Source organism: Streptomyces sp. APSN-46.1 (assembly GCF_022815725.1).
Lineage (GTDB): Bacteria > Actinomycetota > Actinomycetes > Streptomycetales > Streptomycetaceae > Streptomyces.
Window position 1 is genome coordinate 353,015 of sequence record NZ_JALGRF010000002.1, and the last position, 18,706, is coordinate 371,720.

The 18,706-nt window shown below is 69.2% G+C and carries 16 protein-coding genes and 2 tRNA genes; 13 read left to right on the plus strand and 5 right to left on the minus strand.

Annotated features, from left to right (window positions below):
- Nucleotides 1-80 precede the first annotated feature (80 nt).
- Complete coding sequence (locus MTF65_RS08200) at nucleotides 81-662, plus strand: biotin transporter BioY (protein WP_243627684.1); 582 nt, start codon at nucleotides 81-83, stop codon at nucleotides 660-662.
- A gap of 95 nt (nucleotides 663-757) precedes the next feature.
- Here MTF65_RS08200 and MTF65_RS08205 read toward each other — a convergent pair whose 3' ends face one another.
- Nucleotides 758-2,194, minus strand: a complete 1,437-nt coding sequence (locus MTF65_RS08205; RefSeq protein ID WP_243627686.1) for an amino acid permease — start codon at nucleotides 2,192-2,194, stop codon at nucleotides 758-760.
- A gap of 218 nt (nucleotides 2,195-2,412) precedes the next feature.
- Between MTF65_RS08205 and MTF65_RS08210 the strand changes: the two genes are divergently transcribed.
- Nucleotides 2,413-2,898, plus strand: coding sequence for a ribose-5-phosphate isomerase (locus tag MTF65_RS08210; protein ID WP_243627687.1), 486 nt, complete (start codon nucleotides 2,413-2,415; stop codon nucleotides 2,896-2,898).
- 73 nt (nucleotides 2,899-2,971) lie between these two features.
- The gene (locus MTF65_RS08215; protein WP_243627689.1) at nucleotides 2,972-3,778 is read left to right on the plus strand and encodes an Fpg/Nei family DNA glycosylase; all 807 of its coding nucleotides are present in this window, start codon (nucleotides 2,972-2,974) and stop codon (nucleotides 3,776-3,778) included.
- A 96-nt stretch (nucleotides 3,779-3,874) separates the two neighbouring features.
- Here the strand turns inward: MTF65_RS08215 and MTF65_RS08220 are convergent, their stop codons facing one another.
- Complete coding sequence (locus tag MTF65_RS08220; RefSeq protein ID WP_243627690.1) at nucleotides 3,875-5,110, minus strand: GNAT family N-acetyltransferase; 1,236 nt, start codon at nucleotides 5,108-5,110, stop codon at nucleotides 3,875-3,877.
- Nucleotides 5,111-5,227: 117 nt separating this feature from the next.
- On the opposite strand from MTF65_RS08220, the gene MTF65_RS08225 reads away from it, so the two are divergent.
- Complete coding sequence (locus MTF65_RS08225) at nucleotides 5,228-6,370, plus strand: PP2C family protein-serine/threonine phosphatase (RefSeq protein ID WP_243627692.1); 1,143 nt, start codon at nucleotides 5,228-5,230, stop codon at nucleotides 6,368-6,370.
- Nucleotides 6,371-7,007: 637 nt separating this feature from the next.
- Here MTF65_RS08225 and MTF65_RS08230 read toward each other — a convergent pair.
- On the minus strand, nucleotides 7,008-7,640 hold the full coding sequence (locus tag MTF65_RS08230) for a DUF4232 domain-containing protein (protein ID WP_243627693.1): 633 nt from the start codon (nucleotides 7,638-7,640) through the stop codon (nucleotides 7,008-7,010).
- Between the two features lie 90 nt (nucleotides 7,641-7,730).
- Between MTF65_RS08230 and MTF65_RS08235 the strand changes: the two genes are divergently transcribed.
- The 3 genes from MTF65_RS08235 (at nucleotide 7,731) to MTF65_RS08245 (ending at nucleotide 9,949) form a co-directional block, all read left to right on the plus strand.
- Nucleotides 7,731-9,125: a pyridoxal-dependent decarboxylase gene (locus MTF65_RS08235; protein ID WP_243627694.1), complete on the plus strand. Its 1,395-nt coding sequence runs from the start codon at nucleotides 7,731-7,733 to the stop codon at nucleotides 9,123-9,125.
- Complete coding sequence (locus MTF65_RS08240; RefSeq protein ID WP_243627695.1) at nucleotides 9,122-9,577, plus strand: HD domain-containing protein; 456 nt, start codon at nucleotides 9,122-9,124, stop codon at nucleotides 9,575-9,577. Before MTF65_RS08235 ends, MTF65_RS08240 begins: the two co-directional genes overlap by 4 nt.
- Nucleotides 9,578-9,754: 177 nt before the next feature.
- Nucleotides 9,755-9,949: a hypothetical protein gene (locus tag MTF65_RS08245; RefSeq protein WP_243627698.1), complete on the plus strand. Its 195-nt coding sequence runs from the start codon at nucleotides 9,755-9,757 to the stop codon at nucleotides 9,947-9,949.
- Nucleotides 9,950-10,019: 70 nt separating this feature from the next.
- Here the strand turns inward: MTF65_RS08245 and MTF65_RS08250 are convergent.
- Nucleotides 10,020-10,090, minus strand: a tRNA-Gly gene (locus MTF65_RS08250).
- A gap of 141 nt (nucleotides 10,091-10,231) precedes the next feature.
- Here MTF65_RS08250 and MTF65_RS08255 point away from each other — a divergent pair.
- From MTF65_RS08255 to clpX, 5 genes are all read left to right on the plus strand, one after another.
- A tRNA-Pro gene (locus tag MTF65_RS08255) sits at nucleotides 10,232-10,308 on the plus strand.
- Between the two features lie 177 nt (nucleotides 10,309-10,485).
- On the plus strand, nucleotides 10,486-11,892 hold the full coding sequence (gene tig, locus MTF65_RS08260; RefSeq protein WP_243627699.1) for a trigger factor: 1,407 nt from the start codon (nucleotides 10,486-10,488) through the stop codon (nucleotides 11,890-11,892).
- Nucleotides 11,893-12,200: 308 nt separating this feature from the next.
- Nucleotides 12,201-12,818, plus strand: a complete 618-nt coding sequence (locus MTF65_RS08265; protein WP_308407125.1) for an ATP-dependent Clp protease proteolytic subunit — start codon at nucleotides 12,201-12,203, stop codon at nucleotides 12,816-12,818.
- A gap of 68 nt (nucleotides 12,819-12,886) precedes the next feature.
- Entirely contained in the window at nucleotides 12,887-13,561 is a 675-nt protein-coding gene (locus tag MTF65_RS08270) for an ATP-dependent Clp protease proteolytic subunit (RefSeq protein WP_279398787.1), read from the plus strand.
- A gap of 153 nt (nucleotides 13,562-13,714) precedes the next feature.
- Entirely contained in the window at nucleotides 13,715-15,001 is a 1,287-nt protein-coding gene (gene clpX, locus MTF65_RS08275) for an ATP-dependent Clp protease ATP-binding subunit ClpX (protein WP_243627700.1), read from the plus strand.
- Between the two features lie 76 nt (nucleotides 15,002-15,077).
- Here clpX and MTF65_RS08280 read toward each other — a convergent pair whose 3' ends face one another.
- Entirely contained in the window at nucleotides 15,078-16,028 is a 951-nt protein-coding gene (locus MTF65_RS08280; RefSeq protein WP_243627701.1) for a hypothetical protein, read from the minus strand.
- Between the two features lie 860 nt (nucleotides 16,029-16,888).
- Here MTF65_RS08280 and ltrA point away from each other — a divergent pair.
- Nucleotides 16,889-18,658, plus strand: a complete 1,770-nt coding sequence (ltrA, locus tag MTF65_RS08285; RefSeq protein ID WP_243627703.1) for a group II intron reverse transcriptase/maturase — start codon at nucleotides 16,889-16,891, stop codon at nucleotides 18,656-18,658.
- Nucleotides 18,659-18,706 lie beyond the last annotated feature (48 nt).

The following is an 18,706-nucleotide window of genomic DNA, read 5'->3' on the forward strand; positions in this document are numbered from 1 at the left end:
GGACCGAGCACTAGCGTCGGTGATCGTCCCGTCACTCCCACTCCCCCCGGCCACCGCCGGGTACCCCCTACGGAGCCCCGATGAGCACTGCTTCCGTCTCCTTCCGGCCCGGCGCCGTCCTCGCCGACCTGCTGCCCGCGAGCCGCGTCCGAGACATCGCGCTCGTCGTCGGCGGAGCCGCGCTCACCGGTCTGGCCGCGCAGATCGCCGTGCCCGTCCCCGGCTCGCCGGTCCCGGTCACCGGCCAGACCTTCGCGGCCCTGCTGGTCGGCACTGCCTTCGGAGCCCGCCGCGGCTTCCTCTCGCTCGCCCTCTACGCGCTCGTCGGCATGGCGGGAGTGCCGTGGTTCGCGAACGGAACCTCGGGCGCGGGCGGTGCCTCGTTCGGCTACGTCCTCGGCATGCTGCTCGCCGCCACCGTCGTCGGAGCCCTCGCCCGGCGCGGCGCCGACCGCTCGGTCCTGCGTACGGCGGGCGCGATGGCGCTCGGCTCCGCGCTGATCTACGCGGTGGGCGTGCCGTACCTGGCCCTGTCCACCGGCATGTCCTTCGGCGCGGCCGTCGCGGCGGGCCTGACCCCGTTCCTGATCGGCGACGCCCTCAAGGCGGCGCTGGCCATGGGGCTGCTGCCCGCCACGTGGAAGCTGCTCGGCCGCGCGTAGCGCCCCGTACACCGCAGCCCCGGACCACCGCGAGCGGCGGTCCGGGGCTGCGTGTTGTTCGCGTACGGGTGACGCGTACCGGTTGCGCGTACCGGTTATGCGTCGACGGCGGCCTTGCGGCGCTGCGCGTCGCGCACCACACCGATGACCACGACCACGGCTGCGACCAGCAGCGACAGCATCACCGTCTTGCGGTTGCCGTCGTCGTAGACCATGTAGGCGAGGACGAAGGTGATCATCGCGGCGGTGGCCCACGTCAGGTACGGGAAGAGCCACATCTTGACGGTCAGCTTCTCCGGCGCCTCGCGCACCAGGATCTTGCGCATCCGCAGCTGGGTCAGGCAGATGACCAGCCACACGAAGAGCGCGATCGCACCCGAGGAGTTCAGGAGGAAGTCGAAGACCGTGTCCTTGAAGGCGTAGTTGAAGTAGACGGCGACGAAGCCGAAGACCACGGAGCCCAGGATCGCGGCGGTGGGCACGCCCTTCTTGTTGACCTTGGCGAAGGCCTTCGGGGCGTCACCGCGCTCGCCCAGCGAGAACGCCATGCGGGAAGCGGTGTAGAGGCCGGAGTTCAGGCAGGACAGCACGGCCGTCAGGATGATCACGTTCATGATCTGACCGGCGTGCGCGATGCCGATCGAGTCCAGGGCGGCGACGTACGAGCCCTTCTTGACGATCGAGTCGTCGTTCCACGGCAGCAGGGTGAGGACGATGAAGATCGAGCCCAAGTAGAAGACGCCGATGCGCCAGATCACCGAGTTGGTGGCCTTGGTGACCGCGCGACGCGGGTCCTCGGACTCACCGGCGGCCAGCGTGACGATCTCGCTGCCCATGAAGGAGAAGACGACCATCAGCACACCGGTGAGGATGGAGCCCCAGCCGTTGGGCATGAACCCGCCGGCGTCGGTCAGGTGCGCGAAGCCCGCGCCCGGGTTGTCCGAGCCCGGCAGCACGCCGAAGACGGCGAGCATGCCGATGATCACGAAGCCGCTGATGGCGACGACCTTGATGCCCGCGAACCAGAACTCGAACTCGCCGTACGAGGCGACCGAACCGAGGTTGGTGACGGTCAGGACCGCCATCACGATCAGTGCCCAGGCCCACTGCGGGACGGCCGGGACCCAGCCTTCGAGGATGACGGCGCCGGCGGTGGCCTCGACGGCCAGGACGACGACCCAGAAGAACCAGTACAGCCAGCCGATGGAGAAGCCGGCCCAGCGGCCGAGCGCGCGGTCGGCGTAGGCGGAGAAGGAGCCCGAGTTCGGGCTGGCGGCGGCCATCTCGCCCAGCATCCGCATGACGAAGACGACCAGCGCGCCGACCAGCGCGTAGGACACCAGGATGGCGGGGCCGGCCTTGGCGATACCGCCGCCGGAGCCGACGAAGAGGCCGGCGCCGATGACACCGCCGATGGCGATCATGGACAGGTGGCGGTTCTTGAGACCAGCCTTCAGACCGTCGGAGGGCTGGGCGTCGCCGGGGTTACCGGAGGAGTCGCCTGCCTTCTGAAGGGTCGTCGTGGAGCTCATGGACGATTCCTTAGGTTCTCGGGTTACGAGCCCCGGCATTCAAACCCGACATCCCGGCAGTGCGGAAGACCCCATTTCGATGGTTGCCTCGGGCCATAAAAGGTGGATCAAGGTCTCAGTAGGCCCTGTATGGGTTCTTTGGGTTTACTTGAGCTTTAGACGTGATTTACGCGACACCCTCTGAGAGTCGTCGGACCCGCTCGTGACACACTCGTGCCATGCGCGTGTACCTCGGATCCGACCATGCAGGCTTTGAGCTCAAGAACCACCTCGTGGACTGGCTCAAGAACAACGGCCACGAGCCCGTCGACTGCGGGCCCCACATCTACGACGCGGTGGACGACTACCCGCCGTTCTGCCTGCGCGCCGCGGAGAAGACCGCCGCGGACGCCGACAGCCTCGGCATCGTGATCGGCGGCTCCGGCAACGGCGAGCAGATCGCCGCCAACAAGGTCAAGGGCGTCCGCGCCATCCTCGCGTGGAGCGTCGAGACGGCGAAGCTCGGCCGCGAGCACAACAACGCCAACGTGATCTCGGTCGGCGGCCGGATGCACACCCAGGACGAGGCCGTCAGCTTCATCGAGGCCTTCCTGGCGACCCCGTACTCCGACGAGGAGCGCCACACCCGCCGCATCGAGATGCTCGCGGCCTACGAGCGGACCGGCGAGCTGCCCCCGATCCCGGCCCACCACCCGCAGGGCTGATTCCGCCTCGCCGTGCCGCCGGGACCCCCGGCGGCACGGCCGTTTTTTTGTGATCTTCGTGAGGAGTCGCGCCGTGCCCGAGGGGCATACGATCCACCGCCTCGCCCAGGACCACACCGAGCGGTTCGCCGCGCGCACGGTCCGGATCAGCAGCCCGCAGGGCCGCTTCGCCGAGAGCGCGGCCCTGCTCGACGGGCGTGAGCTGGAGAGCGCCGAGGCACACGGCAAGCACCTGTTCCTCGAACTGGGCGACGCCTGGATCCACATCCACCTCGGCCTGTTCGGCAAGCTCGGCTTCGGCCCCGCCCCCGCGCCGCCGGCCGCCGACACGGTCCGGCTGCGCCTGCTGAACGAGGACCACTACGCCGACCTGCGCGGCCCCACCGTCTGCGCGCTGATCGGCGAGGGCGAGAAGAAGGCGATACACGACCGGCTCGGCCCGGACCCGCTGCGCCCGGCCGACGACCCCGACCGGGCCTGGAAGCGGATCTCCCGCTCCCGCACCACCGTCGCGGCCCTGCTCATGGACCAGAAGGTGATCGCGGGAGTCGGCAACGTCTACCGCGCGGAGGTCCTCTTCCGGCACGGCATCGACCCGTACCGGCTCGGCAAGGACCTCACGCGCGGCGAGTGGGACGCCATGTGGCTCGATCTGGCCGTCCTGATGCGCGAGGGCGTACGGAACAACCGGATCGACACCGTCCGCGACGAGCACCTGCCCGAGGCCATGGGCCGCCCGCCGAGGGTGGACGACCACGGGGGCGAGGTGTACGTCTACCGGAGGGCGAACATGCCCTGCCACATCTGCGGGGGCGAGATCCGCACCGCCGACCTCGCCGCCCGCAACCTCTTCTGGTGCCCGGACTGCCAGCAGCGCTAGCCGCGCCTTGGCCGGAGCCCGGGCCGGGGTCCGGGCTCGCACCCCGGGCTCGCACCGGGCCGACGCCCGGGCCGGGCTCCGGGCCGGCACCCGGGGTCAGAAGCCGTGCGGCAGCCAGGGGGCCACGTCCCCGGCGAAGGCCCGGGAGGCCTCCGTCAGCGCGCCCGGGCGCAGCTCGCGTACCCGGCCGGCCGCGCCGAGGGAGGTCAGGGTGATCCCTCCCAGGTAGGCGGAGCCGAGGTCCCGTACGGACAGCGCCAGATCGGCGGGGTCCTCGCTCCGGGCGCAGCGGGCCACCCCCTTCCCGTCCGCGGCCAGCCGCCACCGCCCCTCGTTCCACGGGCAGAACGCGTCCTCGACCTCCATCACCACGTCCACCGGAGCCCCGTACGTCCGCGCCTCCAGCGCCGCCGGCAGGTCCACCAGCCGTACGTGGAGCGCGTCGCCCGTACGCGGCCGCGACCTCCGGACGTCGCTGACCAGGTGCAGCAGCGGATCGTCCACCGGCCGCTTGGCGGCCCGTACGGTCCAGGTCAGGTCGATCTCGAACAGGTAGCGCCACAGCGCGGCCGTCGCCGCCGGGTCCAGCGCGTCGAGATCGAGGACCTCGACCTTGCCGTCCGAACCGGAGGGGCTCCAATCCGGCCTGACCCGGTAGCGGGCGTACCCGGCCACCTCACCGTCCGCCCGCTCCGCGACCACGCACGTCAGCGGGGAAGCGCCCTCCCCGCCCACCCGCCGATCCACGAGCGCCAGCCGCTCCCAGCCGGCCTGCCGGGCCGGCATCCCGGGCCGCCCGGGAACCAGCTCCGCGTACACCTGCTCGCAGTCGGCCAGCGCCTTCTCCGGATCGGCGAGCCGCAGCCGCACCTCGTCCGTGCCCGGCGGCACGGTAAGCCGTACGCGGGTCGTGTCGATCTCCACGGCCAGGGCGTACGCCGCCGTGCCGTAGCCGAAACGCCCGTAGATCGCCGGATCCGAGGCCGTCAGCACGGCGAGCGGCTCGCCACCCGTCCGGACGTCGTCCAGCTGGCGCCGCATCATCGACGTGAGGACCCCGCGGCGGCGGTGCGTCGGTGCGACGCCCACCATCGCGACGCCGGCCGCGGGCACCAGTGCCCCGCCCGGCACCGAGAGGCGGAAGCTGTAGGCCGAGGCCGAGCCCACGCAGGTGCCGTCGTCCCAGACGCCGAGCGAGCGGTCGGCTTCCGTCAGGGTCCGCAAGAGTTCGCGCCCCTGAGGGGACATGAACACGCCACCGAACGTCAGTTCCAGATGATCGAACCAGACATCCCACTCGTCAAGCCTCAAAGTGCGCATCTCAAGAGCCATTCGCCCATCGTTGCCCGGGCATGCCATCGACGTCGAAGGGTTTTCGAGTGCAGATGTGACGGAGGTCCGGGGGTACCTCTGCGCGCGCACAGCCAGGATGGATAGGGTCCCGAAGCAATGGCCGGAGCACGCGTGGAGACGCTCATGGCCCGGACGCGCATGATGTCGCACCGGGCGCGCACCGCCCTGCGCAAATCCGCCGTCGACTACTTCCGCGGCGACGCCTCCGACTGGCTCGCCTTCGGCGGGCTGCTGCTGACCATCCCCGCCATCACCTGCGGCACCCTGATGCTGCCCGTGTGGTTCTCGGCCTCGGCCCTCGTCCTGCCCATCGTGGCGGGCGGGCTCCTGCTGCGGCCCGCCAGCCTGCTCGGGCTGTACGCGGCCTCCGCGGGCGCCCTGATCGTCGAGTCCCTGGTCCTCGGGCCGTACACCCAGGGACCGGCCCGGGTCACGCCGGGCACCGTGCTCGTGGTCGCCGCCTGCGGATTCTTCGGACTGGTCATCGCACAGTTCCGCAGCCGCGTCGGGGTGCCCTGGCGGCGCGGCGGCACCATGCTCTTCGACCTGCGCGAACGCATCCGGGTCCAGAGCAAGCTGCCCGCCCTGCCGCGCGGCTGGCACCGCGAGATGGCCCTGCGCCCGGCCGGAGGCCAGTCCTTCTCCGGCGACTTCGTGGTCGCCGCCCGGACGAACGGCGGCCGGACCCTGGAGGTGGTCCTCACCGACGTCTCCGGCAAGGGCATGGAGGCGGGCTCCCGCGCCCTGCTCCTGTCCGGCGCGTTCGGCGGGCTGCTCGGCGCGCTGCCGCCGGAGGGCTTCCTGCCCGCCGCGAACGGCTACCTGCTCCGCCAGGACTGGGACGAGGGCTTCGCCACCTCCATCCACCTCGTCCTGGACCTGCGGACCGGCGACTACGAACTCCTGTCCGCCGGCCACCTCCCCGCCCTCCAGCTCTCCGCGGGCACCGGCCGCTGGGAGGAGAAGTCCGGCGAGGGCCCGCTGCTCGGCGTCTACGACGGCGCCGAGTTCGCACCCGCGCGCGGAAACCTCCGCCCCGGCGACGTCCTGATGCTGTTCACCGACGGCCTCGTCGAGACCGCCGACCGCGACATCAGCGAGGGCATCGACCGCCTCACGGGCGAAGCCGACCGCTACGTCGCCGCCGGCTGGGAGGGCGCGGCCTGGCACCTGATCGAGAAGGTCGCCAAGGACGTCAACGACGACCGCGCGCTCCTGCTCATCCGCCGGTCCACCTGAGCCGGTCGGTGGCGTCGTCCCGACCACCGCCCCCCCGGGTTCCGCGATGGCCCGGGCCCGCCGCGCCTCCGTAGCGGCGTCACAGCGGCGGGCACGGCGAACGCGGAAGGCGGCACACCATGGGGCTCCGACGGAGCTGGCGGCGGCAGCGCGAGGACGAGCGTGAGGGTGGGCGGGATCAGGCCCCCGCCGTCGACGGCCTGATCGCGGACCGCCTCCCGGCCGCCTCCGCCGCGACCATCGCCGCCCACATGACCGCCCACATCGGGCCGCGACCGCACGGCGGGGCGTGCGCCACCCCGCCCGGACCTCTGTGCTGCCGCCGGCCGCGCACGCGTTCGTGTCCCGGACCGCCCGCGGCGCGGACCGGGACATCCCAGCGCGCGCCGGACGCGACCCCGCCGGGCGACGCAGGCGTCCATACGGTCGGCCACCTGCGGCACGGTCAGCCGGCCCGTGGTCAGCCGCTACGCGAACTCCGGCGCGCGGAGCGCCTCCAGGCCCCCCGTCGAGCCGGAATACCGCGAAGCCCTCCCGCGCGCTCAGCCGCCGCAGCACCGTCGCCCGCTCGGCCGCCAGCACGGAGTGCCGTACGTCACGCCCGCGCTCGCTCAGCCGCCCCAAGACCTCCGCGAAGTCACCGCGTGCCCCGCTCGATCCACGGGCCGAACCCGAGCTTTCCGGTGTTCCCGAGATCGATCGGCTGGGTCAGCCTGAGCCTCACCCGGGGGGCGCCGGGGCGCGGCACGATCTCCACCTCCCAGCCCTCCACCGCCGGCACCGTCACATCGGTGACCGTGTTCCGCCACACCAGCGTGGTCGACGCCTCGCCTCCCGGGCGGAGCGACATCCTCTGCGGGGAGGCCTCCACACTCGGCACGGCGGTTGTGACGCCGTTCGTCCCGGTGCCGACCGCCACCTCCACCGGCGCCCCGTCCTTGTCCAGCAGGCGGATCTCCGGGTAGCCCTCCAGTACGTACGGCTCCGCGCCGCAGTTGACCAGCTCGACGCCCGCCACCCGGAGCCCCATCGCGGCGTCCCCGCCGCCCTCGCGCAGGCGCACGCCGCCCGCCGGGCACGGCTCCCGCGAGGCGGTCCGCGGCGCCCCGGCCGGAGCGCTCGGCTTCGCCGCCCGGCCCGGCCCGGCCGCCCGGGTCGGCGCCGTCGGCCCGGGCGCCGCCTCAGGCGGGGGCGGCACATCGCACCCCGCCACCGCCCCCAGGACGATCACGCCCCCGACCAGTCCCCGTACCCACCGCTCCGCGATCATCCGTCGACTCTACGAGCCGCCCCCGCCGGGCGGGCCACTCACCCCGGATTGGCCAGCCCCCCACCCCGCCGCGCGATCTACGGTGCCGCCATGGACCGTACGCTCGCCGCCGATCTCGCCCGCCTCCCCGAACTCCTGGAGGCCACCCGCCGCGCCGCAGCCGTTGCCCTGGAGACGCTGGACGCGCGCCCCGTCGTCGTACCGGCGGCGGCCGCCGCGCCGCACGACCCCGAGCCGCTCCCCGAGCACGGCACCGGCGCGGCCGCCGCCCTCGCCGCCTTCCGCCACCGCTGGGAGCCCCGCCTGTCGGCTTCGGCCGGTCCCCGGTACCTCGGCTTCGTCACCGGCGGCGCCACCCCCGCCGCCCTCGCCGGCGACTGGCTCACCGCCGCCCACGACCAGAACTCCAACTCCGCCCTGGACGGCGCAGGCCAGGACCTCGAACGGGAGACCGTCGGCTGGCTCCGGGAGCTCTTCCACCTCGGCCCGGAACACGCGGGCACTTTCGTCAGCGGCGCCACCATGTCCAACACCACCGGCCTCGCCATCGCCCGGGAATGGCTCGGCGAGCGGCTCGGAGTCTCCCCCTCCGAAGACGGCGCGGCGGCGCTCGGCCCGGTCCGGGTCCTCTCCGGCGCCCCCCACTCCTCCATCGCCAAGGCCCTCTCCGTGCTCGGCCTCGGCCGCAACTCCCTCGTCCCCGTCCCCACCCTCCCCGGCCGCGAGGCCGTCGATCCCGCCGCCCTCGACCGGGCCCTCGCCGACACCCCCGGCCCGGCCGTCGTCGTCGCCAACGCCGGCACCGTCAACACCGTCGACTTCGACGACCTCCGCGCCGTCGCCGCGCTCAAGGAGCGCCACGACTTCTGGCTGCACACCGACGCCGCCTTCGGCGCCTTCGCCGCGCTCTCCCCGGACCACGCCCCTCTCACCGCCGGACTCGACGCCTCCGACTCCCTCTGCGTCGACCTCCACAAATGGCTCAACGTCCCCTACGACAGCGCCGTCCAGTTCACCCGCCGCCAGGACCTCCAGGCCCGCGTCTTCCAGAACTCCGCCGCCTACCTCGGGCCCCTCGGCGACCACCCCGACCTGGTCCACCTCACCCCGGAGAACTCCCACCGGCTGCGCGCCCTCGCCGCCTGGTTCACCCTTCGCGCGTACGGCCGCCAGGGCCACCGGGAGATCGTCGAGCGCGACATCGCCTGCGCCCGGGCGCTGGGCGCGGAACTCTCCGGGGACCCGGCCTTCCGCCTGCTCGCCCCGGTCCGGCTGAACGTCGTCTGCTTCACCCTCGCGGAAGACCCCACCGCGGCCCGCCTCGCCGCGCTCCGGGAAGCCGCCGCGGCGGAGGTGTTCGTCACGCCCACCGTCCTCGCGGGAACCCCGGCGCTGCGCGCGGCGTTCTCCAACTGGCGTACCACGCAGGCGGATGTACGCCGGGCCGCCGAGGCTCTCCGTATGGCAGCAAGGGAGATCGCATGACGAGCGGATCCATGACCCTCATGGAGGTCGAAGCCCTCGCCCGCACCGCGCACGAGGGCCAGACCGACAAGGCCGGCCGGCCCTACGGGGAGCATCTCGCGGCAGTCGCCGAGGGCGTCCGCGTCCGCGGCGGCAGCGCCGAGCAGCAGGCAGCGGCCTGGCTCCACGACGCCATCGAGGACGACGCGCTCACCCCCGATTGGCTTGAATCCGCCGATCTCCCGCAGCCGGTCAAGGACATGGTCCTGGCGCTCACCAAGCGCCCGGGCGAGCCGGTCGAGGCGTACACGGCCCGCATCCTCGCCACGCCGGGAGCCCTCCTGGTCAAGGAGGCCGACCTCGCGCACAACGCCGATCCCGCGCGGCTCTCCGCCCTCGACGGGCCCACCCGCGACCGGCTGTCCGCGAAGTACGCGTATGTCCGCTCCCTCCTCGGCCTCACCGCGCCATGACCGTCGCCCCCGCGCCCGAAATATGCCCGGCGCAGATGCGATTGGCGGAAAGGTGACGATGCCGATTCGTCACGAGGCGGATACCCAGGGCCCGTTGGTGGGAGGATGGTCCATGTGGGGGCGCGCGTGGCCGTACGCCCCGGGCCGACCAGGGGACGACCGAAGGTGTGATCAGTAGTGGCCATTTCGCTGTCAGTGGTGGTTCTGTTGGCGGTCATCCTGGTGGTGCTGATCCGCGGCAACCACCTCAAGGCCGGCCCCGCGATCGTCGCGGTCCTCTTCGGCTTCTTCCTCGCGTCCAGCTCCATCGCCCCGGACGTCAACCGCTTCCTGAACTCCCTCGCGGACACCATCGCGGGCATCAAGCTCTAGCGACGAGACCCGGGAACGACGAAGGGCCAGGCGGAGGAAACATCCTCTGACCTGGCCCTTTGACGTTCAGAGCGGGTGACGGGAATCGAACCCGCGTAGCTAGTTTGGAAGACTAGTGCTCTACCATTGAGCTACACCCGCAACAGGCGCGCCGCAGGTCGAGGACCGCGGCACGCACAGCATCCTAGCGGGTCGCACAGGTGGAGTGCACACCACATTGAACTGCGCGCGACCACGTCATGTCGGAGGGCGTTCGGGCATGTACCCTACGTGTCGCACCGACGGGGTGTGGCGCAGCTTGGTAGCGCGTCCGCTTTGGGAGCGGAAGGTCGTCGGTTCGAATCCGGCCACCCCGACCATCATCACTGTCATCACGACTGTCGTCACGAAGATCGCGTTGTGGGCTGATTGCCGCTTGCGGTTACTATGCAAGCTGCGTGCCCGTGTGTCTGATGTACCGGGCCGAAGTCCGCTGAACCGCTGAATCGCAGCGTGACGGCAGATCCCCCAACAGTCAGCCACAAGGAGACCGAACCGTGAAGAGCGCCGTGGAGACCCTGAACCCGACTCGGGTTCGGCTCACTGTTGAGGTGCCCTTCGAGGAGCTCAAGGACAGCCTCGACGCGGCGTACAAGAAGATCAACCAGCAGGTCACGGTGAAGGGCTTCCGTAAGGGCAAGATCCCTGCCCGGGTCATCGACCAGCGCTTCGGCCGCGGTGCGGTGCTGGAGGAGGCCGTCAACGACGCTCTCCCGAAGTTCTACACCGAGGCGGTCAACGAGGCCGACCTGAACCCGCTGGGCCAGCCCGACGTGGACATCACGGAGCTGAAGGACGGCGAGCTGCTGGCCTTCACCGCCGAGGTTGACGTCCGCCCCGAGATCGAGATCCCGGACTACTCCGGCATCGAGGTCGAGGTCGACGCCATCGAGGTCTCCGACGAGGACATCGAGAAGTCGGTCGAGCAGCTGCGCGCCCGCTTCGCGTCCACCAAGGACGTCGAGCGCGCGGCGCAGGACGGCGACGTCGTCACCATCGACCTCGAAGCCAAGGTGGACGGCGAGGTGCTGCCGGACGGCGTCGCCTCCGACGTCTCGTACACCATCGGCTCGGGCGAGCTCCTCGAAGGCATCGACGACGCCGTCAAGGGCCTGGAGGCCGGTGGCGAGGCCACCTTCACCTCCCAGCTGAAGGGCGGCTCCGCCGAGGGCAAGGACGCCGAGGTCACCGTCAAGGTCACCAAGGTCTCCGCCCGCGAGCTGCCGGAGCTGGACGACGAGTTCGCGCAGATGGCGAGCGAGTTCGACACCCTTGAGGAGCTCAAGGCGGACAGCCGCAAGCGCCTCGAGAACATGAAGCAGTACGACCAGGCCACGCAGGCCCAGGAGCGCGTCCTGGAGAAGCTGCTGGAGCTCGTCGAGGTCCCGATCCCCGAGAAGCTGCTCGCGGACGAGGTCCAGACCCGCAAGCACAACCTGGAGCACCACCAGCTCGGCCAGATGGGTCTGACCATCGAGAAGTACCTGGAGTTCCAGGGCAAGACGGTCGAGGAGTTCGACGCCGAGACCTCCGAGCAGGCGATCAAGGGCATCAAGACCCAGTTCGTCCTCGACGCGCTGGTCAACAAGGAGAAGCTGGGCGTCAACCAGGAGGAGCTCACCGAGCACCTCATGCGCCGTGCCCAGTCCTCCGGCATGTCCCCCGACCAGTTCGCCCAGGCGGTCGTCGAGGGTGGCCAGGTCCCGATGCTGGTCGGCGAGGTCGCCCGCGGCAAGGCCCTCGCGGTCGTCGTCGAGGCCGCCAAGGTCACCGACACCAACGGTGAGGTCGTCGACCTCTCCGACGACGAGGACGAGGTCGAGACGGCCGTCGAGGTCGTCGACGCCGCCGTTGACGGCGACGTCGAGGGCGACGCCGAGGGCGCGGCCGACGAGGCCAAGTAACACCCGGGGCGAAGCCCACTGAGCAGTGCCCCGAAGGGCCCGGACGCAGCCGCGTCCGGGCCCTTCGGCATGCCCGCGCCGCGCCGTCTCCGCCCTTCTCCGCCTCTTTCGCAGGGGTCCCGTACCTTGCGCTCCGAGCGAACAGTTCGGGAAGCGGGATGGCGTTGTCCGACCTGCGCGTTAGGGTCCATGAATACGAGGGCACGGGATTACCCGACGCCGGCGGACGTCGTCCGCACCGGCCGGTCCGCGCCCCAGAACGAGACGCTGAGACGGCACATGGCCGTCGGAGACGAGCAGGTGGATACGTGACGAATCTGATGCCTTACGCCGCGGGTGAGCCGTCCATCGGTGGCGGCCTCGGTGACCATGTCTACAACCGGCTGCTCAGCGAGCGGATCATCTTCCTCGGGCAGCAGGTCGACGACGAGATCGCGAACAAGATCACGGCGCAGCTCCTTCTCCTGGCCGCCGAGCCGGACAAGGACATCTACCTGTACATCAACAGCCCCGGTGGCTCCGTGACGGCGGGCATGGCCGTCTACGACACCATGCAGTACATCAAGAACGACGTCGTCACCATCGGCATGGGCATGGCGGCCTCCATGGGCCAGTTCCTGCTCACCGGCGGTACCGCGGGCAAGCGCTTCGCGCTCCCGAACACCGACATCCTGATGCACCAGGGCTCCGCCGGCATCGGCGGCACCGCCACGGACATCAAGATCCAGGCCCAGTACCTGCTGCGCACCAAGCAGCGCATGGCTGAGATCACCGCCCACCACTCGGGCCAGACCGTTGAGGCGATCATCCGCGACGGCGACCGCGACCGCTGGTTCACGGCGGAGGAGGCCAAGGACTACGGCCTCATCGACGAGATCATCTCGGCCGCGTCCCTGGTCCCGGGCGGCGGCGGCACCGGGGCCTGATCCCGGCGCGCGACCTCTCGTACGCCAGCCCGCAACGGGCAAGCCTCAGCCCGCAGAACGCCACCAGGATGGTGAACACCCAGATGCAGAACAACTTCTCCGCCAGCGCCAACGGCCTCTACACCGGCCCGCAGGTGGACAACCGCTATGTCATCCCGCGCTTCGTCGAGCGCACCTCGCAGGGCGTGCGCGAGTACGACCCGTACGCGAAGCTCTTCGAGGAGCGCGTGATCTTCCTCGGCGTGCAGATCGACGACGCCTCCGCCAACGACGTCATGGCGCAGCTGCTGTGCCTGGAGTCGATGGACCCGGACCGCGACATCTCGATCTACATCAACAGCCCCGGCGGCTCCTTCACCGCGCTGACGGCGATCTACGACACGATGCAGTTCGTGAAGCCGGACATCCAGACGGTCTGCATGGGCCAGGCGGCCTCCGCCGCCGCGGTCCTGCTCGCCGCCGGCACCCCCGGCAAGCGCATGGCCCTGCCGAACGCCCGCGTGCTGATCCACCAGCCCTCCGGCGGCACCGGCCGTGAGCAGCTCTCCGACCTGGAGATCGCGGCCAACGAGATCCTCCGGATGCGCGACCAGCTGGAGACCATGCTGGCCAAGCACTCCACGACGCCGATCGAGAAGATCCGCGACGACATCGAGCGCGACAAGATCCTCACGGCCGAGGACGCGCTCGCCTACGGCCTGATCGACCAGATCATCTCCACCCGCAAGAGCACCGCGGTCTGATCCTTGCCCAGAGTTGGCGTGGGCACGTCGTCACATTCGGCGATGTGAACCACGTCAAGGGGGCCCCGAACGGGGCCCCCGGCAAGGTACCGTCGGATATGAGGCACCAGGAGCGCTGAACCAAGCGTCTCCCAGGCGAAGGGGAAGCACCTCGTGGCACGCATCGGTGACGGCGGCGACCTGCTCAAGTGCTCGTTCTGCGGAAAGAGCCAGAAGCAGGTGAAGAAGCTCATCGCAGGACCCGGTGTGTACATCTGCGACGAGTGCATCGACCTCTGCAACGAGATCATCGAGGAGGAGCTCGCGGAGACCTCCGAGGTCCGGTGGGAGGAACTCCCCAAGCCTCGCGAGATCTACGAGTTCCTGGAGAGCTACGTCGTCGGCCAGGAGCCGGCGAAGAAGGCCCTCTCGGTCGCGGTGTACAACCACTACAAGCGGGTCCAGGCCGGCGAGAACGGCGGCGCGCAGGGCCGGGACGACGCGATCGAGCTCGCGAAGTCCAACATCCTGCTGCTGGGCCCCACGGGCTCGGGCAAGACGCTCCTCGCGCAGACGCTGGCCCGCATGCTCAACGTCCCGTTCGCCATCGCCGACGCGACGGCGCTGACGGAGGCCGGGTACGTCGGCGAGGACGTCGAGAACATCCTGCTCAAGCTGATCCAGGCGGCCGACTACGACGTCAAGAAGGCCGAGACCGGGATCATCTACATCGACGAGATCGACAAGGTCGCCCGCAAGAGCGAGAACCCGTCGATCACCCGCGATGTGAGCGGTGAGGGCGTGCAGCAGGCCCTCCTGAAGATCCTGGAAGGCACGACGGCTTCCGTCCCGCCGCAGGGCGGCCGCAAGCACCCGCACCAGGAGTTCATCCAGATCGACACGACGAACGTGCTCTTCATCGTGGGCGGCGCCTTCGCCGGCCTGGAGAAGATCATCGAGTCGCGTGCGGGCGCCAAGGGCATCGGCTTCGCGGCGACGATCCGCTCGAAGCGCGAGATCGAGGCGAGCAACCAGTTCCAGGAGGTCATGCCGGAGGACCTGGTGAAGTTCGGGATGATCCCCGAGTTCATCGGCCGTCTCCCGGTCATCACGAGCGTCCACAACCTGGACCGCGAGGCCCTGCTCCAGATCCTCATCGAGCCGCGCAACGCCCTGGTGAAGCAGTACCAGCGGTTGTTCGAACTCGACGGTGTCGAGCTGGACTTCGAGCGCGAGGCCCTCGAAGCCATCGCCGACCAGGCGATCCTCCGCCAGACGGGCGCGCGCGGCCTGCGCGCCATCATGGAGGAGGTCCTGATGTCGGTGATGTACGAGGTCCCGTCCCGCAAGGACGTGGCCCGCGTGGTCATCACCTCGGACGTGGTCCGCTCCAACGTCAACCCGACCCTGGTCCCCCGCATCGTCCCGAAGGACCAGGGCCCGCAGGAAAAGTCCGCGTAGCCGCTGGCCGCGGAGAGAACACGCAGAAGGGGCGCCCCCGACCGGGGGCGCCCCTTCTGCATGTTCGCCGCGGTTGTTACTTCTTGACGCGGGCGGTGTTGTAGAGCTTCGCGGTGATCTCCGCGGTCTGCTCCAGCGTGTAGCCCGGCCTGCCGGCGAGCAGGGAGGCCACGTCCGTCGCCGTCACCATGCTCAGGGTGCTGTAGTCACCCCAGATGCAGACCGGAACGGTCATCTCCTTGGGGCCCTTGTAGGACGGGTCCGTCTTCTTCGAGGTCATCTTGACCTCCTGGCACTTCATGACGGCGCCCTTGAAGCCGGCCGGGCTCATCTCCTTGGGGCTGCCGACGAGCTCGGCCGTGAACTCCTTGCTGTCCTTGCTGGCGTTCACCTTGGCCATCGCGAAGTTCGCGTCCACCGACTTCTCCGGATCGGCGAGCTCACCGTAGACGCCCTTGAAGTTGACGCCCTTGGCCGACAGAGGGTTCTTCGGGTCCCCGGACCGGTAATCCATGCCGACCTGGACGGGGTTCTTCACGCCCGCCGCTTCGGCCTCCTTCCGGTCCTTGTCGCTGAAATCAGGCTCCTTGTACTCCGGGTTCTTCTTGAAGTCGTCCACCGACTCCGGCGCGACCAGCTTGTAGCCCTTGGTGTCCGCGGACACGGAGCCGCCCGCGCCGCCGCCGCCCAGGAAGTACCAGCCGCCGCCCGCGATCACCGCGACCGCGACGACCACGGCGATGACGACTCCGGCCTTCGACTTCTTCGGCTGCTGCGGCACGCCGCCGTACGGGGGCTGCTGGTAGCCGTAGGCAGGCTGCGGAGGCTGCTGGGGGTAACCCTGCGGCGGCTGCTGCGGGTAGCCCTGCGGCGGGACGCCCTGCGGGGGCTGCTGCGGGTAGCCGTATCCGGGCTGGGGGGCCTGAGGGGGCTGCCCGTACGGTCCCGGCTGGCCGCCGTACGGTCCCGGCTGCTGCGGCTGCTGCGGCTGCTGGCCGCCGTACGGCCCCGGCTGGTTGTAGCTCATGCCCGCGTCCCCCTGTGAGGTTTGCTTATCTGTTCCTCACATCCTGACGGAAGCCCGAGGCGGCCGGGACCGCAGGGTGTGGTTCAGTGCGGGACTGTTACCGCTCTTGTGACAATAAGTTGCATGAGCGGAGCTCTTGCCGCCACTTCCGGTCGCAGGGCAGATGAGACCGCGCCCCATGTCTACGGTGCTGGGTGTGCAGCTTCGCTACAACTACCGGGTGCGACACGAGGTCGCACCGCCCAAGTGGGGGTGCCCGCCTCGCGGTCACCCTCCGGGCCAGTGCTCAAGGCCCGACCCCATGTCCACATGCGTCGCTGGCAACGGCGGGGTGTGAAGCTGGGCACTCAAGGCCCAAGGGCGTCAAGGTGTCTGGCGCCACAGGCCGAGGGGTAGTTCGGACGGGTGAGCGAGAGCGAACCCTCATGTAAAGCCTCGTGAATGTAAGCCGCCCGATACCAAGCGACAGCGGCGGTCGATGGCCTGGATGCAGAGAAGCATCAGGTGGACCTACGGATTCGGAGCCGAAGGTTGCGAGCACCACTGGCCACGGGGCAGAGAGGGCACCCTCCCCGAACGCATCTTGACGGTGCGGAACGTGGAAACCCAGTTGAGGTCCAGGAACCTGGTAGGCCGACCGTAAGGGAAGCGGAACCCCTCAGCTGGACAGGAAGACCCAAGAAGCAAAAGCCGGTACCCGAAAGGGAAGGGGAAAACGGGGCGCGTCCCGTATAACCCGCCGGATACGGGGATCGTCCCCGGCTCGAAAGGGAGCAGACGTGGGTCTGGTGAACCTTGAAGTGAAAGTGCAAGGAAACCCGAACCGAGGGACAAGTTTGACGCCAGGGAGGCGATGAACCATGACAGGCACGTCGCGTGCCCTGGTGAACGGACCCGAGGACGCTTCCGGACTCTGGCGCCAGGTTGACTGGAGTCAGTGCGAAGAAGAGGTACGGCGACTGAGGCAAAGGATCTTCAGGGCGGTGGAAGAGGAGGACTGGCCGAAGGTCAGGAACCTCCAGAAGCTCATGCTGCGAAGCCATTCCAACACTCTCACGAGTGTCCGGCGGGTGACTCAGCTAAGCACGGGCCGTAAGACCGCTGGTGTGGACAGGAAGAAGGCGCTCACGCCAAAGACGAGGTGGAACCTCGCGGCAGAGGTCCACCGAGTCGAACCCTGGAAAGCCAGTCCGGTCAGGCGGGTACACATCCCAAAGAGCAACGGGAAGCAGCGCCCACTCGGAATTCCGACCATTCGAGACCGAGCCATTCAGGCCAGGGTCAAGAACGCGATGGAACCCGAATGGGAAGCCCGGTTCGAGTCTCGGTCGTATGGTTTTCGACCGGGACGAGGATGTCACGACGCAGTAGAAGCCATTTTCGGTGCGACAGCGAGGAAGTCTGCCAAGCGCCTCTGGGTTCTGGATGCGGATCTGGCAGCGGCGTTCGACCGAATCGACCACGACAAGCTGATGGCAGCCGTAGGACAGTTCCCCGGCAGGGGGCTGATCCGTGGTTGGTTGAAGGCCGGCGTGGTCGAGGAAGGTCGGTTCACCCCGACTGAAGACGGGACCCCGCAAGGGGGCGTGATCAGCCCGCTGCTGATGAACGTGGCGCTCCACGGGATGGAAGAGGCAGCCGGATGCCGGTACTGGGGAGCTGAGGCGAAATCGTACGAGCCGAAGGCTGCCCCAGGCACACCGATCCTGATCCGCTACGCCGACGACTTCGTGGCGATGTGCCACAGCAAGAAAGAGGCAGAGCAGGTCAAGGAAAAGCTGACCAACTGGTTGAAGCCAAGGGGGCTCCGCTTCAATGAGGAGAAGACCCGGATCGTCCACATGAGTGAAGGGTTCGATTTTCTCGGCTTCAATATCCGCCGCTATGGTGACGGGAAGTTGTTGGTCAAACCGAGCAAGGATGCCGTCAAGAGAATCCGGAAGAGGCTCAGCGCAGAGGTGAAGGGCCTGTACGGATCCAACGCCGCCGGAATGCTGCGTGCGCTGACACCGATCATTCGGGGTTGGTCGGCCTACTATCGGAAGGCGGTCTCGTCGCAAACTTTCGCGAGTCTCGACCACTATGTGTGGAAACTGACATGGGAATGGGCGCGACGAGGTCATCCAAGGAAGACGAGGACCTGGGTAGCCAACAGGTACTTCGGTCGATTCGATAAATCCAGGAATGATAAATGGGTGTTCGGGGACCGCGTGAGCGGTGCCTATCTCCCGAAGTTCAGCTGGACTAAGATCGTCCGCCATGCGCAAGTCAAGGGCTCGGCGTCTCCGGACAATCCAGCCCTGAGCGAGTATTGGCGCAACCGACGACGCAAGAAGGCCCCTCCGCCTATGGACAAGCTGAGCTTGTACCTGGCGTACAAGCAGAAGGGGCTCTGCCCACTCTGCAAACAGGCCCTCATTGTCGGAGCCGAGTACGAACCGGACAGCCCACGCGAGTGGGTGAACTGGTTCGCGGCGTCGATGAAGATGCTTCATAAGCATCACTTCGTTTACCGACGCGACGGCGGTTCGGACGAGAAGACCAACTTCCGTCTCTTGCACGCCGAATGCCATCGACAGCACCATGCGAAAGACGGCAGACGGCCCGTTGAAACATCGCCCGCAGGGTGAGCTTGAGCCGTGTGCATTGAAAGGTGCAAGCACGGTTCTGAGGGGGCC